Genomic DNA, 25,572 nt, shown 5'->3' with positions numbered 1-25,572 from the left:
GAGGTTCTCATGGCTGAGCTCATGCCGCCGACCACGACGGTCGCGGCCGTTCCCGCGCCGACTGGCGGAGGAAGGGGAAGCGGACCCATGGGTGAGGGTGTGGGCATCCGCGTGCTGGGCCCGTTGGAGGTCGTCGGCGGCGACGGCCTCCCCCTCCCCGTCGGCACGCCCAAGGTCCGGACGCTGCTGGCCGTCCTGGTGCTCGCCGAGGGACGCCCGGTGCCGGCCACCACGTTGATCGACCGGATCTGGGGCCCGAACCCGCCGGCCGAGGCGCTCGCCTCGCTGCAGGTGTACGTCTCCCACCTGCGACGGATCCTGGAGCCCGAGCGCCTCCCACGCGCCCGGAGCCGGGTGCTCACCTTCGACCACACCGGGTACCGCCTCACCGTCGACCCCCGGCGCGTCGACGTCGTCCGCTTCCTGGCCCTGGTCGCCGAGGCCGAGCACGCCGCCGATCCCCGCGCAACGGAGCGGGCCGCGACCGAGGCCCTCGAACTGTGGCGGGGCGAGCCGTATGCGGACCTCGGCGGACAGGAGTATGCGGCCGGGGCCGTCGCCCGCCTGGGCGAGGCTAGGGAACGCGCCCGCGAGCTGCGCGTCTCGGCCGTCCTGCGGCAGGGGCGGCATCAGGAGGTGGTGGGCGAACTGGAGGCGCTGACGCACGAGCATCCGCTGCACGAGCCGCTGTGGGCTCTGCGTGCCCTGGCCCTGTACCGCTGCGGCCGCCAGGGCGACGCTCTGGAGGTCCTGCGGGCCGCCCGCCGGACGCTGGCCGACGAGCTCGGCATCGACCCCGGCGACGAACTACGCGAGCTGGAACAGCACATCCTCCGCCAGTCTCCCCATCTGCGGCACCCGGGCGCCCGCACCCCGCTGCCGGCGCCGCCCGCCGCCTCGGCTCCGGGCCCGTTCCAGGACTTCGGCCCCGCCGGCCTCACGGCCACGCCCGCCACGGGGGGCCGCATCGGGACCGGCACGGATGCGCCCCCGCGGGCGACGGCGGGGCGGCGTGGCGAACTCGCCGCCCTGGATCACCTGCTGGAGGCGGGCGAGGCGGGACGGCCGGGGATCGCCCTGATCACGGGAGAACCCGGAATCGGAAAGAGCCATCTGGCCGAACGTGTGGCCGTCCGCGGCGGCGATCGCGGGCACGCCGTGGCGTTCGCCCGATGCCCCGCGACCCCCGAGGCACCCCCGCTCTGGCCCTGGACACGCCTGCTGCACCAGCTCGTCTCCGGCGCCGCACCCGAGGGCACCGTACCCGAGGGCACCGTACCCACCGCATCCGGCGTCTCGTACGAGACCGCGGGCGGGCACGCGGCGCCCGGCGTCGGTCCTTGTCCGCAAGCCGATCCGGCACCGACGGAATTCGAGGCGTGCGAGAGCGCCGCGCATCTGCTCGCCGCCCATGCTGTGCAGCGCCCGGTGCTGATCGTCCTGGACGACCTGCACCACGCCGCCCCCGCCATGCTGCGCCTGGTGACCCATCTGGTTGACACCCTCACTCACGCACGCGTCACGATCGTGGCCACCGCGCGCGACTGGCCCGCTCCTCGTCCCGCGCTCGCCGACACGTTCGCGGCCCTGGCCCGCCGCCATGCCCTGCGCCTTCCCCTGGCGGGCCTGACCCCCGGCGAACTGGCCGAGCTCATCGCCGGCCACACCTCCCACGACGACCTGCGGTCCCTGCACGTGCGCACCGGCGGCAATCCCCTGTTCGCCATCGAGCTCCTGCGCCACACCACCGCCGGCGCTTCCGGCGGCCTTCCGCCCGGGGTCCGCGACCTCGTGCACGCCCGCATCCGATCCCTGCCCGAGCCCACCGGCGCCCTGCTCCGCGCGGCCGCCATCAGCGGGCGGCACTTCGACCCCGTCGTCGCCGCGCGACTGGCCGGGCTGACCCTCGACGCCACCCTGCGCCACTTGGAGCTCGCCATGGCGGCCGGTCTCGTCTCCGAAGGACGTCCGGGCCGCTTCGCCTTCGTCCACGCCCTCGTCCAGGAGACCCTCGCCGACGGCGTCTCCGCACTGCGGCGAGCGCGTCTGAACGGCGCGATCGACCGGACGACGACTCCCTTGAAGATCACCCCCGTGTCGCGCACCGGCACGGATATCGGGGCAGCCGTCAGACGTGGCGCCGGCGGAGGGGGGTGCCTCGTCCGGCGGCGATGACGAGCCCGGCATGGGCGGTGAACGTGCTGCCCGGCACCGCTTCCGCGTGGCTCACCCATCCGGGGTCGTCCCTCACGGGCGGGGGAAGCCGGGTCAGCAGACGGCCCTCGGCGTCCAGGGCGAAGAGCCTGCCGTTCATCCCGCCGAGGGCGACGGCGCCTCCCGACGAGCCGGCGGGCTCCCAGGCGCCGCTGCCGAACGGCTGCCGCCACAACTCGCCGGAGGACGTGGCCACCCAGAACGTACAGTCGGCCACGGCCAGGCCGATCGCGGACTCGGGCGCGGGGCCGACCTCCCGCCATCCCGGCTCGTGGTGGCGCAGGAGCCGCCCGTCATGCGTGACGCCGTACAGACCGACGGCGAGGCCGCCCGCGGCCTCGCGCGGGACGGCCAGCCCGCGTACGCCCTCGGCGGGGCCGACGGGCCGCCAGGGCAGGTTCTGGCCGCACAGCTCCCGGGCCAGCAGCATGCCGTCCGCGCTCACGGCGTACAGCGTCCGGCCGAGCACCGCGAGCGCCCGCAGGTCGGCCGGCGGGCCGATCACGTCCCAGCGCCCGCCGTCGGCGGCGGCCGACAAACGGTCGATGACGTTGCGGGTGATCCGGTCGACGACGGGATCGTGCAGGCCGTTTCCCCAGTTCACGGTCGCCGCGGTGAAGACGGTGCCGAGACCGCTGGTGAACACGCCCATCGTCGCCATGCCGCCCTGGCCGTACGCGCTCCAGTGCCGCAGGTCCGCGGTGGCGAGGACGACGAACGACGGCGGGGTGCCGTCCCTGCCGGTCACCCGGGGGACTCCGCCGACCTCCTCGAACTCGGCGGCGTCGGTCTCGTAGCCCAGGCAGCCCTGGCCGAACTTGTCGCCGTCGGTCAGCCCCGTCCCCTCGAACACCCAGTGCGCCGCGAAACGCGTCGTGTACGACTCCTCCAGCATGCGCGGCATGTGCGGCCCCCAGGCTCCCGCACCCGCGCGGAAGCTCACCCCCGTCAGCGCGTTCTCCGGGCGGTTCACCGGCACCGCCGACCACTCGACGGTCGTCCGCCGGGGGTCGGCGGCGGCCATGGGATCGGTCACCGCGTCGCGGTGGCAGACCATGGTGCGGCCGCCGTCCTCAAGCCTGATCTGCCACCAGCACGTGTTGCCGGAGAAGAACGCGACGTTGCCGCCTCGCCGTACGAACTCCTCCACGGCGTCGCGCATCCCGAGCGACCAGTACTCGTCGTGCCCGTTGACGATCAGCAGCCGGTGCCGGGACAGCAGGTCCAGGCCATCGTCCAGGTCCAGATTGGAGCAGTACGCGACGTCGTAGCCGCCGCGGCGCAGCCAGCGCATCAGCCCCTCCTCCCAGCGCTCGGGAGGAGGCCCGCCGCCGGGCCGGTCGAAGGTCACCCGTGCGGCCCGCGTGGGCGACTCGGTCCAGTAGATGCTCTGCCCCGGTTCCCCCGCCCTGTTGTACGCCTGCCAGGTGGTGAAGGGGACGCTCACCAGCACCGGCGAGCCGGGCACGGCCTGCCGTACCACGAAATAGACCTCGTTGTCCGGGCATGGCGCGCTTCCTGGCAGTCCGAACGGCCACGGCTCCTCGGGTCCGAAGCGCGCCCGGTAGAGCGAGCTGCGCCAGCCGGCGGGGATGTCCAGCTCCCATCGGGGCGCGGAGGCGACTCCCTCGAACACCACCCGGTCGTCGGTCGCGTCGGTCACCACCACGGGCGCCGGGCGGTCGAGGACGAAGCCGAGCGAGGCCCCCTGCACGCAGGACGTCGAGGTGGCGTAGGCGCGGACGGTCATCCGACGGCCGCTTCGACGAGGAGGGACTCCAGTTCCAGCAGGTAGCGCTCCATGTCGGGACGGGACAGATACCGGGTGTCGGCGGTGAGCGAGACGCCCTCCGTGGTGAGGTGGACGCAGAACCGGCAGTTCAGCTTGTCCTGGCTCATCGGCCAGGTCACCGACGTCCGCGTCAGCGCCGCGGTGATCTCGGCCGGATCGAACCGGGCGGGTCCGGGGTCGGCGAAGCGCATGTCGTTGAAGCAGCAGTACGGGTGGACCGGCTCGCCGCGCTCGGCGCCGGCCGACGCGGTGATCCGGTTCCGGTCGGCCGGGTCGTGGTAGGCGCTGCGGTAGGCGCGCAGCGCGGCCGGCCCGGCGGCCCGCAGCAGGCCGGCGAAGGACGCGCCGCGGCGGTCGAGCGTGAACAGCCCCTCCTGTGACATCGTGGCGACGATGTCCGTCGTGTCCCGCCGGAACCTGTTGGCCGAGATCGGCAGCACCGCGCACGTCTCGTGGCCGGTGAAGCGGCCGACCAGTTCGGTCACGGCCGTCAGCAGCACGGTCGAGGTCGAGGCGGCATGCGCGGCGGCGATCGAGCGGACGGCGAGCTCCAGGGCGGGGGGAGCGCAGCAGCGCCCGCCATACGGGCGGTTCGGCCGGAGAGCCGCTCGGCGTGGAGAACATCGTCGGCGGGATCCGCCGATACTCGCGCTCCCAATGCGCCGCCGCCGTCTCCGCCGCCCGCCGCCCCTCAGGACCGGCCTGCCAGCGCGCGAGATCGAGCGGCTGAGCGGCCCCGGGCCGCCGGACACCAGGACCCCTGAGCAGCAGCATCCGCAGGTCGCGCAGCGCGGCCTCCGCGCCGAGCCCGTCGGCGGCCAGATGACAGAAGACCAGCACCACATGGGCGACCCGATCGCCGTCGAGGACCAGCGCCACCCGCAGGGGCCATTCGCCGAAGTAGTCGAACGGCCGCGCCGCCAGCTCGTCCAGGACCCGGTCGGGGTCCTCGGTCGTGACCTCGACCGGCAGCCGGCCCTTCTCCGCCAGCCGCTGGTAGGGCTCGGCCCGCCCGTACGGCTCGGCCAGCATGGTGCGAAACGCGTCGCTCATTGTGGTGCGCAAGGCGTCGCTCATTGTGGTGCGAAACGCACCGTGCCGCTCCACCAGGGCGGCCAGCGCCGTGCACACCTCGGCGACGGTGCGGGAACCCGGTACCTTCAGCACCCGGCCGAAATTGAAGTAACGATCGTCGGGGGCCGTCCGCACGATCGCCTCCCAGATGGCCCGCTGACCCCAGGTCAGCGGTGCCGTGAGCGGCGCGGAGCCCGGCCCGGCGAACTCGACGTGCGCCACCCGGCCGATCATGTTCACCGGGGAGCCACGGTCGCGGCCAGCCGGTCGAGATCGTCCAGCAGGCCCATGCCGTCCTCGCTGAGGTCGAACTCCACGCCGAACTCCGACTCGATCGCGTCGATCAGCCGCAGCATCGTGATCGACGTGATGCCCAGGGCCGACAGTGGCACGGTCGCGGCCAGCACCTCGTCCGCGGTGACGGCGCCGTCGGACGACTCCGCGACGAGTTCCGCCAGCCTCTTCTTGATCATTTCAGCTCCTCGGCGAGGCGTTCCGCCTCCTCGTCCGACATCTGGTCGAGCTCGGCGATCAGGAGTTCCTCGACCGCCCTGGCCAGCCCACCGACCGTGGGATGGGTGAACAGCGTGCGGATCGGCAGCTCCAGGCCGGTCGTGCCACGCAGCCGGGCGACGATCCGCACGGCGAGCAGCGAATGACCGCCGAGCGCGAAGAAGTCGTCGTGGACCCCGGCCTTCTCGACGCCGAGCACCTCGCCGAAGACCTCGGCCACCAGTTCCTCGGCGTCGGTGCCGGGCGCGACGTACGCCTCCCGGTGCGCCTGCGGAGCGGGCAGCGCGGCCCGGTCCACCTTGCCGCTCGGTGTCAGCGGCAGCCGGTCGAGCCGTGCCCAGGCGGTCGGCACCATGTACGGCGGAAGCGCCGCGCCGGCGAACTCCGCCAGCTCGGTGAAGTCGGCGGAGCCGGTGACGTGACCCACCAGCGTGTCGCCGATCGCGACGACCGCGGCCTCGCCCACCTCGGGATGGGCCAGCAGGCGCGCCTCGATCTCGCCCGGTTCGATGCGGAACCCGCGCACCTTCACCTGGTCGTCGAGCCGGCCCAGGAACTCCAGCTGCCCGTCGGGCCGCCACCGCACCCGATCGCCGGTGCGATAGACGCGCTCGCCGCACAGGTCGGCGAACCGCTCGGCGGTCAGCTCGGGACGGCCGAGGTAACCGCGGGCCACACCCACCCCGCCGATGCACAGCTCTCCGGCGGCACCGGGGGGGAGCGAGCCGCCCGGCCGGGTCCAGGACGTGTACGCGGGTGCCTCCGATGGGCCTGCCGATCGGCGGACGCCCGGGCGAACCGTCCAGCTCGGCGAGCGTGGCGATGATCGTCGCCTCGGTCGGGCCGTAGGTGTTGACCAGCCGCACCCGGTCGCCGAACCGCTCACGCCAGCGGGTCACCGCCGCCTCGTGCACCTGCTCCCCGCCCAGGATGACCAGCCGCAGCTCCGGCGGCCAGGCGATCGACTCGATCTGGTCGACCAGGTGGTGCCAGTAGGCGGTCGGCAGATCCAGGACGGTGACGCCGTCGAGGTGGTCGGTGAGCGTCACCGCGCCGTCCGGCAGGAGCGTCAGACGGGCGCCGGCGGCCAGCGCCGGATAGATCTCCTCGGCGTGCGTGTCGAAGCCGAGCGAGGCGAACTGCACGACCACGTCCCCCGGCCCCAGGCCGTACTCCCGGACCATCCACGAGACCCTGGCCGCGAGGTTGCGATGCTCCACGACGACACCCTTCGGCGTCCCGGTCGAGCCGGACGTGTAGATCACGTACGCCGCGGCGTCGCCCGTGACCGGCACGGGATCGGGCGCGCTTCCGGAGACGGCCTGCGACGTGTACACCACTGGGATCCCGGGCGGCAGCCCGCCGGCGATGTCGGGGGAGGTCAGGACGAGCGCGGCGGCGCTGTCGTCGAGCACGAACGCCAGCCGCTCGCCCGGATGTGCGGGGTCGAGCGGCAGGTAGGCCGCCCCGGCACGCCAGACCGCGAGCAGCGCGGCCACGGCGTCCGGTGTCCTGCCGAGGAGGACGCCCACGATGTCACCGGGGCCGACGCCGCGTCTCCGAAGCAGCGCGGCCAGCTCGCCGGCGCGCGCGTCCAGCTCGCCGTAGGTCAGGTCGCCCACGGCGCGGGAGTCCCGGTGCGCGCGTACGGCCGAGGCCACCAGTTCGGGGACGTACGGCTCGGCCGCGACGTCGGGCCCCCGGCCGAGCTCCAGCAGGCGGGCCTCCTCCGCCGGGGTGATCAGCCGCGGGGGAGCGGCGAAGTCCTGCCGCAGCACCCTCGCCAGCCGGGTCGCCATCGCCTCGATCGTGCCGTGGTCGAACAGCGCGGCGTCGTAGGAGAGCACGACGAGCAACTCGCGCTCGTCCTGCCACGCCTCCAGCATCAGGTCGAACTTGACCCGGTCGAAGCCGTGCGCGAACGGCTCGGCCACCAGCCCGGAGAAGGCGGCCGGGGTGGCGCCGGTGTCCTGGTTGTGCAGGATCGCCATCGTCTGGAAGGCGGGGACACGCAGCCGCTCGAACGGGATGCCCTGGTGCTCGAACGCCGACAGGACCGCGTCGCGGGTCCGCTCCAGCGACTCCCCGAAACTCGCCAGGCCGGTCGCGACGGGCGGGCCGGGACGGATCAGCAGGACGTCTGCCAGGTAGCCGACCGTCTTCTCGAGCTCGACCCGGTCTCTGCCGGAGGCGACGGTGGCGATCGTGATGTCGCTCTGCCCGCTCTGCGCGGCGAGCACCGACTGGTAGGCGGTCAGCAGCGTCATGAAAAGCGTCGCGCCGTGTTCCCTGCTCCGCTCGACCAGCCGCGCCACGTCCTCGGCGGCAGCCGGAACGTGTGGAAGCCGCCCTTCCTGGCGGGAGGCGAGGTGCGTGGCCGGTCGGTCGGCAGGTCGAGCGGAGGCGCGCCGGCCAGCCGCTCGCCCCAGTAGGCGACGAGTTCGTCCTGGTTCTGCTCGCGCTGCCAGCGGGCGACGTCGCCGAACTGCAGCGGTACCGGGTCGAGCCGTTCGCCGGAGTAGAGCCGGGCCAGCTCGTCCAGCATGACGTTCAGCGACCAGCCGTCGCCCAGGATGTGGTGGAGGACCACGCACAGGACGTGGTCGCCCAGGACGTGGTCGGCGGAGCAGAGGCGGATCAGCGTCGCGCGCAGCGGCGGCCGGGAGGCCAGGTCGAACGGCGCGTTCGTGCGCTCGGCGACCAGCGCCTCCGCGTGCGCGACGTCGGCGGCCGCGACCACCTCGACGGGCACGGGCCCCGGCGGCTCGACCACGGCGACCGGGGCGCCGTCGACCTCCGGGAACCTCGTGCGCAGGCTCTCGTGCCTGGAGACCAGCGCGGCCAGGGCTCGTTCCAGGGCCGCCGCGTCCAGCGGCCCGCGCAACCGCCGGACGATCCACATGGTGTACGAGGCGTCGTCCGGGTCGAGCCGGTGCAGGAACCAGAGCCGTTCCTGGCCGTGCGACAGCGGCGCCGGCTCTCCGGGCGGGCGGGGGCGCGGCCCGTCGCCACCCGGCGAAAAGGCCTGGTCCCCCGCGGCGGCCCGGTCTCCCGTGGCGGTCTCGTCGAGCAGTTCGGCCAGCGCCGCGACGGTCGGGCGGGTGAACAACGCGCGTACCGGGATCCGCACCGGCAGCCTGGCGGTGACCATGGTGGCCAGCAGCGAATGACCGCCGAGCGCGAAGAAGTCGTCGTCCGCCCGGACGTCCTCGATGCCGAGCACCTCGGCGAAGACGCCGGCCACCAGCCGTTCGGCGTCGGTGCGCGGCGGGATGCTCGCCGACCTGGCGGCCCGAGGCTGCGGCAGGGCCTTCCTGTCGACCTTGCCGTTCGGGGTGAGCGGCAGCGCGTCGAGCGTCACGACGGTGGCGGGGACCATGTAGCCGGGCAGGTGCCCGGCGACGTGCCGCCGGAGGTCGAGGACGTCGGTCCGCGCCTCCGACCCCGCCGAAGCGTCCGAGCCGTCGGGAACGCCGGGGACGACGAAGGCCACGAGCAGGTCGTCGCGTACGGCGGCCACGGCCTGGCGGACGGCCGGATGCGCTTCGAGCACGGCCTCGATCTCGCCGAGCTCGATCCGGTGCCCGCGCAGCTTGACCTGGTTGTCCGTGCGGCCGATGAACTCCAGCGTGCCGTCCGCCAGCCATCTGACGACGTCGCCGGTGCGGTAGACCCGCTCGTCAGCGTGCCGCACGAACCGCTCCGCCGTGAGGCCCGGGCGGCCGAGGTAGCCCGCCGCGACACCGGCGCCGCCGATCAGCAGCTCACCGGGCACGCCGATCGGCACCCGGGCGCCTTCCTCGTCGACCACGTGGACGGTGGTGTTCCCGATCGGCCGGCGATCGTCACCCGTTCGGGCCGCTCGGGCACCTCCCAGGCGGTCGACCAGATCGTGGTCTCGGTCGGGCCGTACATGTTGACGAGTCTGCGTACCCGCGCCCGCAGCTCGGCGGCGAGCGCGAGCGGGAGCGGCTCGCCGCCGGCGAGGGCGACGACCGGCGGGAGGTCGCCCGCGAGCAGCACCCGCCAGCCCGAGGGGGTGGCCTGGACGTGGGTCACGCCCGTGCCGGCGATCAGCCGGGCGAGGGCCGCGCCGTCGCGTGCCGTCTCCGCGCCGGCGACGACCACCCGGCCGCCGGTGACCAGTGGCAGGTAGAGCTCCAGCGCGGAGATGTCGAACGACAGCGAGGTGAGCGCGAGCCAGACGTCCGACGGCTCCGATCCGACGAGGTCGCGCATGGCGAGCAGGAAGTTGGTGAGCGCGCGGTGCGGCACCACCACCCCCTTCGGCCGTCCCGTGGAGCCGGAGGTGTAGAGCACGTAGGCGGTGTCGCCGGGTGAGGGCCTCTCGGCGGGCCCCTTGATAGGCGCCGCGTCGACCGGATCCTCACCCGGGAGACCCGAGAGGAGGCCGGCGAGGTCGGCGTCGGTGAGGACGAGGGCCGCGCCCGAGTCCTCGATCATGTACTCAACGCGGGCCTCCGGGTAGTCGGGGTCCACCGGCAGGTAGGCCGCACCCGCCATCGCGACGCCGAGCAGCGCGACGATCACCGCCGGGCCGCGCGACATGCGCACCGCGACCACGCGGCCGCGCCCGACGCCCCGGTCGCGCAGCCGCGCCGCCAGCCCCGCCGCCCGTACGGCCAGCTCGCGGTAGGTCAGCTCCCGGTGTGGTGTGCCTTCCGCCACCACCGCGACCGCGTCGGGCGCGGCGGCCACCTGGTCGAGCACCAGGTCGACCAGGGTGAGCGGAGGCAGCTCGGCGGCGGTGTCGTTCCAGGCGGCGAGCCTGGCCCGCTCTCGCCCGGTGAGCAGCTCGAGCCGTCCCACGGGCAGCGAGGGGTCCGCGACGGCCGCGGCGAGGAGCACGAGGTAGCGCTCGGTCATCAGCTCGACCGTCTCGTGGTCGAAGAGCTCCTGACTGTAGATGGCGACGCCGAGCACGCCGCCGTCGTCCTCCGCGTACAGGTCGAGCGACAGGTCGACTCTGGCGGGGTGCCAGCCGAGCGGGAACGGCTCGGCGACCAGGCCCGGCACCGGATCGGCCACGTCGCCGTGGGTGTGCAGCGCGAACATGGTCTGGAAAAGCGGTGTCCTGCTCGGGTCGCGTTCCACCCCGAGCACGCCGATCAGGCGCTCGAACGACACGTCCCGATGGGCGAGCGCGTCCAGGACGGCCCGGCGGGTGCGGCGGAGCAGTTCGGCGAAGCTCGGCGAACCGGACAGGTCACATCGGAGCACCATGGTCGTCGACAGGTAGCCGATCATCTGCTCCAGCTCGGTGCTGTCGCGCCCGGCCGAGGGAGTGCCCACGCAGAAGTCTGTCTGCCCGCTGTGCCGGGCGAGCAGCGCCTGGTAGGCCGCGAGCAGCAGCATGTACGGCGTGCAGCGCGCCTGCCGGGCCGACTCCGCGACCTTGGCGGCCAGCTCGGGCGGGATGCGGAAACGGACCTCCCCGCCCGCCGTGCCCCGCGTGGCCGGACGCGGCCGGTCGGCGGGCAGTTCCAGGACGGGCGCCCCGGTCAGTCGCGACACCCACCAGTCCAGGTCCGCCCGGTTCAGGTCAGCGCGGTCGTCGCGGGTGCGCACGTGGTCGCCGTACTGCGGCGGGAGCGTCTCGGGGAGCGCGCGGCCCGCGTAGTGGGCGGCCACCTCGGTCCTGAGCACGTTGAGCGACCAGCCGTCGCCGTTGATGTGGTGCAACACGACGCACAGCACGTGGTCGGCGGGGCCGAGACGCACCAGCGTGACCCGGAACGGCGGCCGCTCGGCGAGGTCGAACGCGGCATTGGTGCGGGCGCGCACGATCCGCCCGGCCTCGTCTTCCGATCCCGCCGCGACCTGCTCGATCGTCACCGGCGCGGGCGGCTCCACGACGGCCGCCGGCCGTCCGCCGACCTGGAGGAAGCGTGTGCGCAGCGCATCGTGCCTGGCCGCGACCGCGCCGAAGGCGGCTTCGAGGGCCGCGACGTCGAGCTCCCCGCGCAGCCGGTAGGCGTAGGCGGTGTTGTACGAGGGATCGTCGGGGTCGAGTTGGTTCAGAAACCAGAGTCGTTCCTGACCACGGGACAGCGGACCTGTCTTCACGTGCCTACCCCCGGGGCAGGTGGCCTTCTGGAAAGATTCTTAACTGTTTTCGGCTGGCCGCAGTCTTCCACGGATCTTCGGCCACCCGCAAGGCTCCGCCGGTGCGGCGCCGGACCGGTTCGGCGGGAGGGGGTTGCCGCCCTCGGCGCGCTCGTGTCAGACTGGCGCCGAAATTTAATTAGGAAACTTTCTTATTAGAAAACCCGTACGGCCACGCGTGTCCGCGTGGCCGGGTGACCTCTGATCTGGCGATTCTCGTCCTGGCGACTTTCCGGGAGCCGATCGTGAGCATGACTCTTCCCGGCCTGCTTCGAGAGCGGGCCGCCGCCGACCCTGGCCGGGTGGCGATGACCGTCCACGGCTCGGGCTCAATGACCTTCGGCGAGTGGGAGCGCAGGTCGTACGGCCTGGCCCGCGCGCTGCGCGGCCGGGGGATCGGCCGCGGTGACCGGGTGGGTCTCGTGTTCGGCAACGGCGACTGGCTGGACTACGCGGTCGCGTTCTTCGGCGTGCTCGGGGCGGGGGCGGTCGCCGTGCCGCTCTCCGACCGCCTGGCCGGCGGAGACGTCGACGCGATGCTCGCGCACTGCGGCGCCACCGCGGTGCTGCGGCCGGGCGAACTGCCGTACGCCGAGGGCGGCGGGGCCGAGGATCTCGAACCGCCGGCGCCCGGCGACCCGGCGCAGATCCTCTACACGTCCGGCACCACGGGCTGGCCCAAGGGGGTCGCCGCCACCCACGCGAACCTGGCCCACGGCTGCGGGGGCCGCCGCAGGCCGTTCACCCATTCCAGGCACCTCGCGCACGCCTTTCCCATCGGCACCAACGCCGGCCAGTGGATGCTGGTCAACGCCGTGGACGCGCACCCCGAGGTGGTCACGCTGCCGCGTTTCACGCCCGGCAGGTTCGCCGCGCTGATCGAGCATTACCGGGCGGGCACGGTCTTCGTCGTCCCCGCCATGGCGATCGAGATGCTCGCCGCCGGGGTGCAGGCCAGGCACGACCTGTCGAGCGTGCTGCTGCTCGGCTCGGCGGCGGCGCCGCTGCCGGCGCGGATCGGGGTCGATCTCAGCGCCGCGTTCCCCAACGCGACGATCACGAACTACTACACCTCGACCGAGGCCGCGCCCGCGCAGACCGTGATGATCTTCGATCCGGAGCGGCCGTCCAGCGTGGGCCGCCCGGTATCGGGCGGGGCCGTCAGGATCGCCGCGGCGGACGGCGGGGCGCTGCCGCCCGGCGCGACCGGCGAGGTGTGGATGCGGTCGCCGGCCGTCACCCGCGCCTACTACGGCGACGAGGCAGCCACGGGCGAGGTCTTCCGCGGCGGCTGGGTGCGCATGGGAGATCTCGGCTATCTCGACGACGACGGCTACCTCTACCTGGTCGACCGCGAGAGCGACGTGATCAAGTCGGGGGCCTACAAGGTGTCCACGATCCATGTCGAGGAGGCCGTCCACCGGCACCCCGGCGTCGTCGAGGCGGCCGCTTTCGGGGTGCCGCATCCCACGCTCGGCAAGGCCGTCGCGGTCGCCGTCGTCGGGACCGTCCCGCACGAGGAGCTGCGGATCTTCCTCAAGGACCTGCTGGCCCCGCACGAGCTTCCCGTACGGCTCATCACCCTCGACGCCCTGCCACGCAACCACGGCGGCAAGGTGGACAAGCGCTCACTCCGAGAGGTCGCACTATGACGCAGGTCTCGTTCGCCCAGCATGGGATGTGGGTCACCGAGCGGATGGGGGCGGGGTCGGCGTACCACATGCCGATCGTGATCCGCTTCGGCGGTTCGCCGGCTCCCGATCCCGCCGTGCTGGCCAAGGCGTGCGCGAGCGTGGTCGAGCGGCATCCGCTGCTGGGCCGGGCCGTACGCGAGCACGACGGCGTGCCCCACCTGGTGCCCGCCACCCGGCACCCGTCCCTGGAGACGGGCGAGTCGGTGGAGGAGGCCGTCAGACGGCCCTTCGACCTGGAGAACGGCCCGCTCGTCCGGTTCACGCTCGTCGACGACACCCTCGTGATCGTCGCCCACCACCTGGTCTTCGACGGCGGGTCCAAGGACGTCCTGGTCGCCGACCTCGCCGCCTTCGCGGCCGGTGCCGTCCCGCCGCCGATCGAGCCCCTCGACCACGCCGCCGGCCAGCGGGAGCGGGTGGCCGCCCTGCTCGGCGAGGCTCGCGCGTTCTGGGCGGACAGGTGGCGCGAGCCGGGCGAGACTCTTCTACCGGGCGGGGTGCTCCGCTCCCGCCGGGCCGGTCAGGGGCGGCTGCTGGAGTTCACGCTCGATGTCCCCGATCTGCCCGGTCTGACCAGGTTCGAGGTGCTGCTCGCGGCGCTGCACGCGCTCCTCATGTCGTACGGCAACGCCGACGTCGTCACCGCGATCGACCTGTCGACCCGCACCGCCGAGTCGGAGGGACACATCGGCCCCTTCGTCAACGAACTGCCCGTCTTCTCCAGCCCGCCGCCCGACGCGCCGTTCACGACGTTCGCCGCCGGGCTGCGCGCCGAGCTCAGGAGCGTGTACACCTACCGCGAGGTCCCCCTGGCCAGGGCGGTCGCCGGGCTGAAACCCCATGCGGCGCTCGCTCCCGTCTCGGTCAGCTACCGGCGCGCCGCGGCGTACGGCACGGGCTCGGCGGAGGGGTTCGGTCAGGTCGACCGGCTGGCGTTCAACCACGCGGTGCGGGGCGCCCTGCAGCTCCAGGTCCTGGACCATGCCGGCCGTTCCGACGGCTCGGCGGTGTCGGCGCCGGGAATGACCGCGAGCCTCCGTTACGACCCCGGCGAGCTGGCCGATCCGGTCGGGTTCGCCGACGACCTACGGGCGGTGCTGGCGGCGGTCGCGCAGGATCCCGCCCGGCCCCTGGAGATGCTGCCGACCCGGGAACCCGTGGTCGCCTGGCCCGTCCCCGCGCCGCACCTGGTGGAGGACACGGGGGACACCGGCCCGGGCGTGGATCTCGCCGATCCACTGGCCGCCGAGATCCGCGCCATCTGGGAGGAGGTGCTCAAGCTCGCTCCCATCGAGCCGCACGACGACATCTTCGAGCTCGGCGGCCACTCGCTGACCATCACCCAGATCATCGCCCGCATGCGCAAGCGGCTGGGCGTGGAGGTCGAGCTGGACGACTTCTTCGACAATCCGACGATCGCCGGCGTGCTCCGGGTGATCCGCCGGTGACGCGGCCCGTCACGGCCGAGCCGGCCGTCTTCCCGGCGGAGGCGTCCGGTCCGGACGACGCCGATCTCTCGCTCATGCTGATGATCCGGGCGTTCGAGCTGAAGCTGCTGGACCTGTTCGGCAGGGGCCTGCTCAACGGCACGACCCACACCTGTCTCGGCCAGGAGTACATCCCGGTCGCCTTGGAGGCGCTGCTCGACCCGGGCGACCACGTGTTCAGCAACCATCGCGGGCACGGCCACTACCTGGCACGCTTCCGCGACCCCGCCGGACTGTTCGCGGAGATCATGGGCCGTGAGGGAGCCGTCTGCGCCGGGGTCGGCGGCAGCCAGCACATCCGCAGGGACCGCTTCCTGTCCACGGGAGTGCAGGGGGAGAGCCTGCCGGTCGCCGCGGGGGTCGCGCTGCACCTCAAGCGGGCCGAGCCCGGCCGCCTCGCCTGCGTCTACATCGGGGACGGCACGTTCGGCGAGGGCGCGGTCTACGAGGCGTTGAACATCGCGTCGCTGTGGGTGTTGCCGCTGCTCGTCGTCGTGGAGAACAACGGCATCGCCCAGTCGACGCCCACGTCCCGGCACCTCGCGGGGAGCATCGCGGGCCGGGCGGCGGCGTTCGGCATCGACCACTACCTGGTCGAGAGCTCCGACGTCACCGAGATCCGCCGCACGCTCGAACCCCTGGTGTCGCGGGTCCGTTCCCGCTCGACGCCTCTCGTCGTCGAGTTCGTCACCCGGCGCCTCGGACCGCACAGCAAGGGCGACGACACCAGACCCGCTCAAGCCGTACAGGCTCTGCGTGAGCAGGACTGGTACACCCGGTGCGCGGCGGCCTGCCCCGGCCGTTTTCCGCGGCTCGACGCGGAGGCCCGCGCGCACATCGAGGCGGTCGCCGCGGAGGTCACGGCGCGGGGCCCGTCACGGTGGGAAGGGTCACAGGGGGAGGGGCCGTGAGGGTCGCGGAGAACCTGAACGCGGCGCTGGCCGCCCTGCTCGCCCGGGAGCCGAACCTCTACCTGCTGGGAGAGGACGTCGTCGATCCGTACGGCGGCGCCTTCAAGATCACCCGAGGGCTGTCCACCGGCTTCCCCGACCGCGTCCTGTCGACCCCCATCAGCGAGAACGCCGTCACCGGCCTCGCCGCGGGTCTCGCGCTGTCGGGAGACCTGGCGATCGTCGAGATCATGTTCGGCGACTTCGCCGCGCTCGCCTTCGACCAGTTGCTCAACTTCGCGTCGAAGTCGGTCTCCATGTACGGCTCCCGCCTGCCGATGCGCATGGTCGTACGCTGCCCGGTCGGCGGCGGGCGCGGTTACGGGCCGACCCACAGCCAGAGCCCGCAGAAGCATTTCGTCGGCATCCCGAATCTGGCCCTCTACGAGCTGTCGCCGTTCCACGACAACCTGGCCGTGTTCGAGGAGATGTTCGCCCGGGCGGAACCGTGCGTGTTCTTCGAGGACAAGGTCCTCTACACGCGCCGGATGGGCGCGGTGGAGCCACCGTTCTCGGTGGAGGTCTCCGGCGGCGTGGCCAGGGTGTCCCTCGGCGGTCCCCCCGACTGCGTGGTCATCGCCCCCGGCGGGGCGGCGCACCGGGTGCTGGCCGCGATGCGCTCGCTGCTGGTCGAGGAGGAGATCGCCGGCACGCTGCTGGTGCCGTCCAGGCTGTATCCGTTCGACCTGCCCGATGTCTTCGACGCGGACGTCCGCGCGGCGCGCCGGGTGTTCGTCGTCGAGGAGAGCACCGCCGGGGGGACGTGGGGCGCCGAGGTGGCCCACGTCGTGCATCGACGGCACTGGGGGCGCCTGGCCCTCCCGGTCACGTTGATCCACTCCCTCGGCGGGGTCATCCCCACCGCGGCTCATCTCGAGCGGGCGGCCCTCGTGAACGAGTCCACGATCCACAGCGCGATCAGGGAGACCCTCCGTGGCTGAGCTCCGCGTGCCGAAGCTGAACAACAACGACACCGAATATCTCCTGGTCGAGTGGCTCGCCGCCGACGGCACGCGGGTCGCCGAGGACGACGCGGTCGCGCTGGTGGAGACGTCCAAGGCCGCCGAGGAGCTCACGGCGGGCGCCTCCGGCATCCTGCGCCACCGGCTGCGGCCGGGAGTCTGGTGCCGCCCGGACGACGTGATCGCCTCGATCGGCGGGACGGCGGAACCCTCCGGCCCAGAACCGGCGTCCCCGCCCACGGCACAGCAGAGTGCGGCCGACGACTCGGCGCCGCTCATCACGGCCCCCGCGCGGGCGCTCATCGACGAGCTCGGCATCGACCTCGAACGGATCGAGGCGCTCGGCATCCCCGTCGTCCGGCGGGCCGACGTCGAACGCCTGGCCGCCACGCCCGCCGGCGATGAGACCTCCGCCGCCGAGCACCGGCTCACGCGGGTGCAGCGGGCCGTGGCCAGGTCCGTCGAGCTGTCCCACCGGACCATCCCCGCCGCGTACGCCGTCGTCCGCATGGACCTCGGCCCGGCGCTGGAGTACGCGCGGGCCACGACGAGGGAGATCCGCCGCCCGGTGGGGCTCGCGGAGGTGTTCGTCCAGGCCGTCGCGGGCCTGCACGAGCGGTTCCCGCTGTTCTTCGCGACCGTCGAGGAAGCCGCCGACGGCACTGCCGGCGCCACTGCCGACACCACCAGGGCGCTGCTGTCCGAGGCTGCGAACATCGGCGTCACCGTCGACGTCGGCGAGGGGCTGTACGTCCCCGTCGTCCACGACGCGGCGAGCCGTACGACGAAGGACATCGCGACCACCTTCATGAAGCACCGGCTCGCCGCCGCCACCGGCGAGTTCACGGTGAGCGACCTGTCCGGCGCCAACTTCGTCGTCACCCTGCACACCGAGCACGGGGTCGTGCTGGCGATCCCGTTCGTCTTCCCCGGCACCGTCTGCGCGCTCGCCGTCACCGGGCCGCGCGACGGAACCCTCGCCGACATCGGCCTGGCCTACGACCACCGCCTGATCAACGGCAGGGACGCCGCCCTCTTCCTCAACGCGCTCAAAGCCGCCGTCGAAGGGCTCACCTGATGTCCGCAGCCGACCTGTCCGAGGCGAAGAAGGAACTGCTCAGACAGCGGCTGCGGTCCAGGCGGGCCGATCGGCCAGGCCAGGCCGATCAGGCGGATCGGGCGATCCCGCGCCGCCCCGAGGGCGCCGAGCCGCCGCTCGCCGCCGCCCAGGAACCGATCTGGTTCATGGAGCACTTCACACCGGGCACCTCCACCTACACGATCGCGATGGCCGTACGGCTGCGCGGGCCGCTCGACGCGCACCGCCTCAGGGCGGCGCTGGCCAGGCTGCCCGAGCGGCACGAGAGCCTGCGGCACCGGTTCCCGGCGACGGACGAGGGGCTGCCCGCCGTACACGTCGTGCCGGAGGCGGACGTGCCCCTACGCGAGGCGGCGGCCGCGACGGACGAGGAGGCCGTCGCGCTGATCGACGCCGAGAGCGCGATCCCGCTCGACCTCGCGGAGGGGCCGCTGCTCAGGGCGCTGCTGGTGAAGAAGGGCGGGGACGAGCACGTCCTCGCGCTGCTCGTGCACCACATCGTCGCCGACGGCCAGTCGGCGCACCTGCTCATGCGCGACCTGCTGGCCCTGTGCCGCGGAGAGGACCCGGCCGCGCCCGCCGTACGCTACGGCGACGTCGCGCTGTGGCAGCGCGGGCGGCGGTTCGACCGTGAGCTGGCCTACTGGCGGCGGGAACTGGCCGCGCTGCCGAGGGCGGACCTGCCCGTGGACCGGCCCCGGCCGCCACGCCAGTGCTTCGACGGCGCGTCACACGTCCACGAGCTCGACCCCGAGCTGGTCGACCGGCTCACCGAGCTGGGCGGGCGGCACGGCGCGACCAGATTCATGACGATGCTGGCCGCGTTCCAGCTGTTGATCGCGCGATATTCGGGGCAGGACGACTTCGCGGTCGGCACTCCGGTGGCCGGGCGGACCCGGCCCGAGCTCGACGACGTGGTCGGCATGTTCGTCAACACGCTGGTGCTGCGCGCCCGGCTCGACGGCGACCCGAGCTTCGCCGAGCTGCTGGCCCGCACCAGGGACACGGTGGTCGAGGCGCTGGACCACCAGGAGCTGCCGTTCAGCCGGCTGGTCGACGCGCTCGGCGTGCCGCGCGACCCGAGCAGACAGCCGCTGGCCGACACGTTGTTCTCGATGCACGACTTCGCCGGCCGGAGCGACGACGGCGGGGTGTCGGACTTTCCCCTGCGGCCCGGCTCGGCCCGCCACGACCTGGAGCTCTACCTGGTGCCCACCCCGGGCGGCGGCCTGGCCTGCACGTTCACGTACAAGACCACGTTGTTCGACCCCGGCACGGTCGAGCGGATGGCCGGGCACCTGGAGGCGCTGGTGCGGGCGGCCGTCGCCGAGCCCGGCGTGCCGGTCAGCAGGCTGCCGCTGCCGCTGGGGGAGGACGCCGGGCTGATCGGGGCCTGGAACGACACCGCCGCCGATTTCCCGGCGCACGCCACCCTGCACGGCATGGTCGAGGAGCAGGTCGCGCGTACGCCCGGCGCGACCGCCGTGACGTTCCGGGGCGCGTCGGTGACCTATCGGGAGCTCGACGAGCGGGCGAACCGGGTGGCGCACCGGCTGACCGGTCTCGGCGTGGGCACGGGCGCGCTGGTCGCGGTCTGCGCGGAACGCTCGATCGAGCTCGTGGCCGCCCTGCTCGGCGTGCTCAAGACGGGCGCGGCATACGTGCCGCTCGACCCGGACTACCCGGCCGACCGGCTCGCGTTCATGCTGTCGGACTCGGGTGCGCCCGTGGTGCTGGCGCAGCGGCGTCTGGCCGACCGGCTGGGCGACGCGACCGTCCTTCTGCTGGACGAGCCGTCGGAGGCGGCGGACCTGCCCGTGACCTCGCCCGGGACCGCCGGAGAGCCAGGCACGGCCGCGTACATGATCTACACCTCCGGTTCGACCGGCAGGCCGAAGGGGGTGCCCAACAGCCACCGCGGCATCGTCAACCGGCTCGACTGGATGCAGAAGCGCTATGGCCTCACCCCCGACGACGTGGTGCTGCAGAAGACCCCGGCCGGCTTCGACGTGTCGGTGTGGGAGTTCTTCTGGCCGCTGACGACCGGGGCCAGGCTGGTGCTGGCCGAGCCGGGAGGCCACCGCGACCCGGCCTACCTGCGTGACCTGATCAACGCCGAGGGCGTGACCACCACCCATTTCGTGCCGTCGATGCTGGCGGTGTTCCTCGCCGAGGAGGGCGCGGCCACCTGCACCTCCCTGCGCCGCGTCATCTGCAGCGGTGAGGAGCTCCCGGTCGACCTGGCCGTACGCTGCCTGCGGACGATCCCGGCGGAACTGCACAACCTGTACGGCCCGACCGAGGCCGCCATCGACGTGTCCTCCTGGGAGTGCACCCTCGACCGGCTCTCGGGACGCGTACGCGTGCCGATCGGCTCGCCCATCCAGAACATCACGCTGCACGTCCTCGACCGGCATCGCCGGCCGGTGCCCGTCGGGATGCCCGGCGAGCTGCACATCGGCGGGGTCGGCGTCGCGCTCGGCTACCACGACCGGCCGGAGCTGACCGCCGAGCGGTTCTTCGACGGTCTCTACAAGACCGGTGACGCGGCCCGCTGGCTGCCCGACGGGACCATCGACTTCCTCGGCCGTCTCGACAACCAGGTCAAGCTGCGGGGGCTGCGCATCGAGCCGGGCGAGATCGAGGCGGCGCTGCGCGAGAGGGCGGGCGCCCGCGAGGCCGTCGTCGTCGTGCGGGCCGACCGGCTCGTCGCCTACCTGACCGGCGTCCCCAAGGAAGCCGCCCAGGCGGCCGCGATGCGGGCGGCCGTACGCGACATCCTGCCGGAGTACATGCTGCCGTCGCAGTTCGTCTTCCTGGAGACCCTGCCGCTCACCCCGAACGGCAAGCTCGACCGTGCGGCACTGCCCGCCCCGGCCGCCTCCGCCGGCGACACCGAGTACGCCGAGCCGGCGACCGGCACCGAGAAGGCGATCGCGGCCGTCTGGGCCGAGGTCCTGGAAGCCGGACGGGTCGGCCTCGACGACGACTTCTTCGACCTCGGCGGCCACTCGCTGCTCGCCATCCGGATCGTCGCCAAGCTACGCAAGGCGGGCATCGGCCGGATCGGCCTGGTCGACGTGTTCTCCCACCGGACCGTGCGCGAGCTGGCCGCCTTCGCCGAGCGGCCGGTCCCCGCGGGTCCGCGCCCCTTGCTCCAGCGCCTCACCCCGTCGGGGCGGACCGCCCGCCTCACCTACGTCTGCGTGCCGTACGGGTCGGCAGCGCGGTCGTCTACCAGCCGCTGGCCGACGCGCTGCCCGGCGACCACGCGTTGTACGCCGTCGCCATCCCCGGCCACGACATCGGCCTCGACGAGGAGGCGATGGAGTTCGACGCCCTCGCGGCCCGCTGCGCCGAGGAGATCCTCTCGATCGAGGGACCGATCGCGATCTACGGCCACTGCGGGGTGGGCGCGGCTCTCGCGGTCGAATTGGCGCGGCGGGTCGAGGCGGCCGGCCGGGAGGTCGAGGCCCTCTACATCGGGGCGATCTTCCCGTTCGCCCGGCCGCGCGGAGTGCTGGGCAGGCTGTCGAGGCTCGTGGACGTCGACCGGCTGAGCCGTAGCCAGACCGACATCAACCGGCTCAAGGCGCGCGGCGTCGACTTGGACGAGCTCGACCCCGGCGTGGCCGACCGGATCATCCGTACGATGCGGCGGGATTCGAAGGCGGCCGAGAGGTTCTTCACCGAGCTGTTCGACTCCCCGGACCGGCAGCGGCTGAAGGCGCCGATCATCTCGGTGGTCGGCGAGCGCGACCCGGCGACCGACTTCTACGAGGAGCGCTACCGGGAGTGGGCCTTCCTCTCCGACACCAACGCGCTCGTGGTGCTGGACGAGGGCGGCCACTACTTCCTGCGCTACCGGGCCGCCGAGCTGGCCGAGATCCTGCGGACCCACCGCTCGCTGGACCGGCCCGCCCCGCACGAACCGGACGACTCGTGGTGGGTCCACGGCGTGAGCACCTCGGGGACGCGCGATCCGGAACCGGCGGCCGGGCCCGTCGTCAGGCCCGGCATGACCCGGTTCCTCACCGTCGCCGCCGGTCAGCAGATCTCGATGATCGGATCGGCTCTGACCGGATGGGCGCTGCCGCTGACGATCCTCGTCGACTCCGGCTCGATCGCGCAGTTCTCCATCCTGGCCGTGCTCAACCTGGCCGGGCTGCTGGTCTCGCCGCTGGCCGGGGCGATCGTCGACAGGGGCGACAGGCGGCGGGTCATGCTGCGGGCCGACTTCGCCTGCGCGGGCATCCAGCTCGTGCTCGCCTGCCTGATCCTCTTCGGCGAGCTCCGGCTCTGGCAGGTCTACCTGCTGATCGTCGCGTTGTCGATCGCGACGAACTTCCAGCGCCTGGCCTACACGTCCGCCATTCCGCAGCTCGTGCCCAAGCGCTACCTCGGGCACGCGATGGGCGTCACCCAGATGGCCAACGGTGTCGCACAGCTCGTCGTCCCGCTGATCGCCGCGGGACTGCTCGCCTGGATCAAGCTGGGCGGGATCGTGGTCATCGACGTGGCCAGTTACGTCTTCGCCATCGTCGCCGTGCTGGCGGTCCGGTTCCCGGACACGCTGCCGTGGCGGCCGCGCGAACCGCTGAGCACCGAGATCCGCAAGGGCTTCGCCTACACGTGGAACGAACGCGGGCTGCGGGCGATGCTCGTCTTCTTCGCGGTGCTGAACATCTTCCTGTCCCCGCTCCTGCTGCTCGTCTCTCCGCTCGTCCTGTCGTTCGCCACGCTCACCGAGGTCAGCGTGATCTCCGTGGTGACGGGCCTCGGCGTGATGCTCGGCGGGCTGACGATGGCCGTCTGGGGCGGGCCGGCCAAGTGGCGCTTCCGCGGGGTGCTCGTGTCGACGCTGGCCATCGCCGCCGGCAGCGTGGTCACCGGGCTCCGGCCTTCACTGCTGGTGATCGGTGCGGGCGCGTTCTCGCTGACGTACTTCCTGACCCTGATGAACGCGATGTACTCGACCATCGTGCAGATCAAGGTGCCCTACCGGTATCACGGCCGGGTCTTCGCGCTGAACACGCTCGTGGCCTGGTCGACCCTGCCGATCGGGATGGGGCTCGTCGCACCGCTGGGCGCCGCGTTGTTCGACCCCATGCTGGCCCCCGGCGGGGCGCTCGCCCCGACCGTCGGCGCGGTGATCGGCGTCGGGCCCGGACGCGGGATCGCATTCCTCTACCTGGTCTGCGCGCTGGGCATGGCGGCCGTCGTGGCGGGTGCGCTGCGCGTACGGCGACTGGCCCGCTTCGACGCCGACATGCCCGACGCGCTGCCGGACGACCTCGTCGGTATGGAGACCATCGAGAAACGCCGCGAGGCGAAGACGGCCGCGTAGCCGCCGGCCCTGACATCCATACGTGTCGGAATTCCACTCTCGGGGTTTATTGTTAGGAAACTTTCTTTTATATTGGCCTCACTACCCCCCAACAGAGGAACCCTGACATGCGGAAACTGTTAGCGCCCCTGGCGGCGCTGGTCGTCGCCGCCACAGCGGTGGTGGTGATCGCCTCGCCCGCCTCGGCCCACGGCTACATCTCCGACCCGCCGAGCCGGCAGGCCTGGTGCGCCGCCGGCAAGGTCCCCAACTGCGGTCAGATCATCTGGGAGCCGCAGAGCGTCGAGGGGCCCAAGGGCCTGCACAACTGCAGCGGCGGTGACGCGCGCTGGGCTCCGCTTGACGACGACAGCAAGCCCTGGCCCGTCACCACGGTCGGCGACACGGTCACCTTCAAGTGGCTGATCGAGGCCCGCCACGCCACCAGCACGTGGGAGTACTACATCGGCAACGAGCGGATCGCGGTCATCAACGACCACGGCAAGGAGCCTCCGTCCGTCGTCACGCACACGGTGAGCCTGGGCGGCAGGACCGGCCGGATCAAGCTGCTGGCCGTCTGGAACATCGCCGACACCGAGAACGCCTTCTACAACTGCGTCGACCTCCAGGCCGGCCCCGGCGGCCCGAGCCCGAGCCCGACGCCCTCGCCCTCGCCCTCGCCTTCGTCCTCACCGAGGCCGTCCCCGTCCCCATCGCCGTCCCCATCGCCGTCGCCCACCCCGACCCCGACGCCTCCGACGACGCCCGGCGGCGCCTGGACCGCCGGCACGTCCTACAAGGCCGGCGATCTGGTCACCTACAACGGGCGTGCCTACCGGTGCGTCCAGGCGCACACCGCGCTGACCGGCTGGGAGCCGCCGAACGTCCCGGCGCTCTGGCAGACCGTGTGACCCGTCCTCCCGAAAGCCGGCGGCCGGTCCTCGTGACCGGTCGCCGGCGGCGGTGAGGGGTGACGCGCGGCCCGTTCAGAGAGGTCCAAGGTCCCTGTCTCGTCGATCTACCGGCCGGAGACGCTGTGTACGCCCAGCGGTGACACCTTCGATCACCGCACCCTGAGCGATACACAGTGGAGGCAACCATGAGTGCGGGGGACGCGCCGGCCGGACAGCCGGACGCCGACCGGCCGGGCGTCCGGCGCTGATGCTGACCTTGGCCACGGTCGGCTTCGCGATCAACTTCTGGGCCTGGGCGCTGCTCAGCCCGCTGGCGCCGAAGTTCCAGGAGGCTCTGTACCTGAGCCCCTTCCAGCAGTCGCTGGTGGTGGCGGTGCCGGTGGTGGTCGGGTCGCTGGGCCGCATCCCGGTCGGCGCGCTGACGGACCGGTACGGCGGCCGCGTCATGTTCCCGCTGGTGTCGCTGGCCACCGTCGTGCCGGTGCTCTACCTGGGGCTCGCGGGGCAGACCTCGCTGGCCGGGCTGCTGGCCGGAGGCTTCTTCCTCGGCATCGGCGGCACGGCCTTCGCGATCGGCGTGCCGTTCGTCAACGCCTGGTTCCCGCCCGCGCGGCGCGGCCTCGCCGTCGGCGTGTTCGGCGCGGGCATGGGCGGCACCGCGATCAGCGCGTTGACCACGGTCAAAACTGACCGACGCGGGCGGCACCGCGACCCCCGTTCGTGGTCACCGCCGCTGTGCTCGCCGCGTACGCGGTGGTGGCGGCCCTGCTGCTGCGGGACGCGCCGGGCCGGGCGGTGCCGGCCGAGTCGCTGGCGCAACGGCTGGCGGCCACGCTGCGGCTGCGGGTGACCTGGCAGGCCTCTGCGCTGTACGCGGTGGCGTTCGGGGGATATGTGGCGTTCTCGGTCTACCTGCCCGCCTACCTCAAGACCGCGTACGGATTGGCCCAGGCCGATGCCGCCAATCGGATGGCCGGATTCGTGCTGCTGGCGGTGCTGATGCGCCCGGTCGGCGGGTGGCTGTCCGACCGGCTCGGGCCGGCGCGGGTGCTCGCCGGGACGCTGCTCGTCGTCGTGGCCGGCGCCGTGGTCCAGGCGTTCACGCCCGCGCTGGCGCCACTCGGCACGGTCGCGTTCCTGTCCATGGCCGCCGCGCTCGGCGTCGGCAGTGGCGCGACGTTCGCCCTGGTGGCGCTGCTCGCCCCGGCGAACAAGGTCGGCTCGGTCACCGGGATCGTGGGCGCCGCGGGCGGTCTGGGCGGTTTCGTGCCGCCACTGCTGATGGGCTTCATCTACGGCCGCTACGGCACCTACGCCCTGGGGCTGGCGCTGCTGGCCCTGGTCGCGCTGGCCGCCCTGCTGCTGGACACCACCGCCGTCGCCCGGACGCCCGCCGCGCCGCCGGGCCGGGCCTGATCGAA

Annotated in this window: 15 protein-coding genes and 3 pseudogenes; 11 read left to right on the top strand and 7 right to left on the bottom strand. The window is 73.0% G+C overall.

Annotated features, from left to right (window positions below):
• Window positions 1-9: 9 nt before the first annotated feature.
• The gene (locus B1L11_RS11515; protein WP_143737190.1) at window positions 10-2,175 is read left to right on the top strand and encodes an AfsR/SARP family transcriptional regulator; all 2,166 of its coding nucleotides are present in this window, start codon (window positions 10-12) and stop codon (window positions 2,173-2,175) included.
• On the opposite strand, the gene B1L11_RS11510 is transcribed toward B1L11_RS11515, so the two are convergent.
• The 7 genes and pseudogenes from B1L11_RS11510 to B1L11_RS11490 form a co-directional block, all read right to left on the bottom strand.
• The gene (locus B1L11_RS11510) at window positions 2,129-3,964 is read right to left on the bottom strand and encodes a N,N-dimethylformamidase beta subunit family domain-containing protein (protein WP_079314459.1); all 1,836 of its coding nucleotides are present in this window, start codon (window positions 3,962-3,964) and stop codon (window positions 2,129-2,131) included. The two genes, B1L11_RS11515 and B1L11_RS11510, sit on opposite strands and share 47 nt — an antisense overlap.
• On the bottom strand, window positions 3,961-4,506 hold the full coding sequence (locus tag B1L11_RS48125; RefSeq protein WP_218671046.1) for a hypothetical protein: 546 nt from the start codon (window positions 4,504-4,506) through the stop codon (window positions 3,961-3,963). Before B1L11_RS48125 ends, B1L11_RS11510 begins: the two co-directional genes overlap by 4 nt.
• An 810-nt stretch (window positions 4,507-5,316) precedes the next feature.
• Window positions 5,317-5,553 carry an acyl carrier protein gene (locus B1L11_RS50390; RefSeq protein WP_079314458.1) on the bottom strand — a complete coding sequence of 79 codons (237 nt, stop codon included), beginning with the start codon at window positions 5,551-5,553 and terminating at the stop codon, window positions 5,317-5,319.
• The gene (locus B1L11_RS50385; RefSeq protein WP_372974665.1) at window positions 5,550-6,269 is read right to left on the bottom strand and encodes a phosphopantetheine-binding protein; all 720 of its coding nucleotides are present in this window, start codon (window positions 6,267-6,269) and stop codon (window positions 5,550-5,552) included. Before B1L11_RS50385 ends, B1L11_RS50390 begins: the two co-directional genes overlap by 4 nt.
• A 94-nt stretch (window positions 6,270-6,363) precedes the next feature.
• Window positions 6,364-7,860 (bottom strand): annotated as a pseudogene (locus B1L11_RS54730) (AMP-binding protein); the annotation flags it as partial.
• Entirely contained in the window at window positions 7,857-8,837 is a 981-nt protein-coding gene (locus B1L11_RS50365) for a condensation domain-containing protein (RefSeq protein ID WP_256862436.1), read from the bottom strand. The pseudogene B1L11_RS54730 and the gene B1L11_RS50365, both read right to left, overlap by 4 nt.
• A gap of 90 nt (window positions 8,838-8,927) precedes the next feature.
• Window positions 8,928-11,680, bottom strand: a pseudogene (locus B1L11_RS11490) (amino acid adenylation domain-containing protein); the annotation flags it as partial.
• Window positions 11,681-11,970: 290 nt separating this feature from the next.
• Between B1L11_RS11490 and B1L11_RS11485 the strand changes: the two are divergent.
• From B1L11_RS11485 to B1L11_RS53855, 10 genes and pseudogenes are all read left to right on the top strand, one after another.
• Window positions 11,971-13,371 (top strand): class I adenylate-forming enzyme family protein, encoded by a 1,401-nt coding sequence (locus B1L11_RS11485; RefSeq protein WP_079314494.1) that lies wholly within the window; start codon window positions 11,971-11,973, stop codon window positions 13,369-13,371.
• The gene (locus B1L11_RS11480; protein WP_079314456.1) at window positions 13,368-14,861 is read left to right on the top strand and encodes a condensation domain-containing protein; all 1,494 of its coding nucleotides are present in this window, start codon (window positions 13,368-13,370) and stop codon (window positions 14,859-14,861) included. The genes B1L11_RS11485 and B1L11_RS11480 overlap by 4 nt, the downstream gene beginning before the upstream one ends.
• Window positions 14,858-15,811, top strand: coding sequence for a thiamine pyrophosphate-dependent dehydrogenase E1 component subunit alpha (locus B1L11_RS11475; RefSeq protein ID WP_256862428.1), 954 nt, complete (start codon window positions 14,858-14,860; stop codon window positions 15,809-15,811). Before B1L11_RS11480 ends, B1L11_RS11475 begins: the two co-directional genes overlap by 4 nt.
• Window positions 15,808-16,791: an alpha-ketoacid dehydrogenase subunit beta gene (locus tag B1L11_RS11470; RefSeq protein WP_079314455.1), complete on the top strand. Its 984-nt coding sequence runs from the start codon at window positions 15,808-15,810 to the stop codon at window positions 16,789-16,791. Before B1L11_RS11475 ends, B1L11_RS11470 begins: the two co-directional genes overlap by 4 nt.
• Entirely contained in the window at window positions 16,784-17,890 is a 1,107-nt protein-coding gene (locus tag B1L11_RS11465) for a 2-oxo acid dehydrogenase subunit E2 (protein WP_079314454.1), read from the top strand. The genes B1L11_RS11470 and B1L11_RS11465 overlap by 8 nt, the downstream gene beginning before the upstream one ends.
• A pseudogene (locus B1L11_RS50360) lies at window positions 17,890-20,970 on the top strand (amino acid adenylation domain-containing protein); the annotation flags it as partial. The gene B1L11_RS11465 and the pseudogene B1L11_RS50360, both read left to right, overlap by 1 nt.
• Window positions 20,971-21,185: 215 nt before the next feature.
• The gene (locus B1L11_RS53865; protein ID WP_306291634.1) at window positions 21,186-23,258 is read left to right on the top strand and encodes an MFS transporter; all 2,073 of its coding nucleotides are present in this window, start codon (window positions 21,186-21,188) and stop codon (window positions 23,256-23,258) included.
• Window positions 23,259-23,365: 107 nt separating this feature from the next.
• The gene (locus tag B1L11_RS11455) at window positions 23,366-24,148 is read left to right on the top strand and encodes a lytic polysaccharide monooxygenase (RefSeq protein ID WP_079314453.1); all 783 of its coding nucleotides are present in this window, start codon (window positions 23,366-23,368) and stop codon (window positions 24,146-24,148) included.
• Window positions 24,149-24,398: 250 nt separating this feature from the next.
• Window positions 24,399-25,001, top strand: a complete 603-nt coding sequence (locus B1L11_RS53860; protein ID WP_306291633.1) for an MFS transporter — start codon at window positions 24,399-24,401, stop codon at window positions 24,999-25,001.
• Window positions 24,887-25,567: an MFS transporter gene (locus tag B1L11_RS53855; RefSeq protein WP_306291635.1), complete on the top strand. Its 681-nt coding sequence runs from the start codon at window positions 24,887-24,889 to the stop codon at window positions 25,565-25,567. Before B1L11_RS53860 ends, B1L11_RS53855 begins: the two co-directional genes overlap by 115 nt.
• Window positions 25,568-25,572: the final 5 nt, after the last annotated feature.

Origin of the sequence: Microbispora sp. GKU 823, assembly GCF_002027145.1 — a bacterium.
Classification (GTDB): Bacteria; Actinomycetota; Actinomycetes; order Streptosporangiales; family Streptosporangiaceae; genus Microbispora; species Microbispora siamensis.
Note: the sequence above shows the minus strand (reverse complement) of the source record. Positions and strands in the feature narration are given on the sequence as shown.

Excerpts from the sequence above, each read along its gene's own strand:
- B1L11_RS11485 (WP_079314494.1), top strand. The coding sequence starts at position 11,971 with ATGACTCTTCCCGGCCTGCTTCGAGAGCGGGCCGCCGCCGACCCTGGC.
- B1L11_RS11480 (WP_079314456.1), top strand. The coding sequence starts at position 13,368 with ATGACGCAGGTCTCGTTCGCCCAGCATGGGATGTGGGTCACCGAGCGG.
- B1L11_RS53860 (WP_306291633.1), top strand. The coding sequence starts at position 24,399 with ATGCTGACCTTGGCCACGGTCGGCTTCGCGATCAACTTCTGGGCCTGG.
- B1L11_RS11455 (WP_079314453.1), top strand. The coding sequence starts at position 23,366 with ATGCGGAAACTGTTAGCGCCCCTGGCGGCGCTGGTCGTCGCCGCCACA.
- B1L11_RS50390 (WP_079314458.1), bottom strand. The coding sequence starts at position 5,553 with ATGATCAAGAAGAGGCTGGCGGAACTCGTCGCGGAGTCGTCCGACGGC.
- B1L11_RS11510 (WP_079314459.1), bottom strand. The coding sequence starts at position 3,964 with ATGACCGTCCGCGCCTACGCCACCTCGACGTCCTGCGTGCAGGGGGCC.
- B1L11_RS11515 (WP_143737190.1), top strand. The coding sequence starts at position 10 with ATGGCTGAGCTCATGCCGCCGACCACGACGGTCGCGGCCGTTCCCGCG.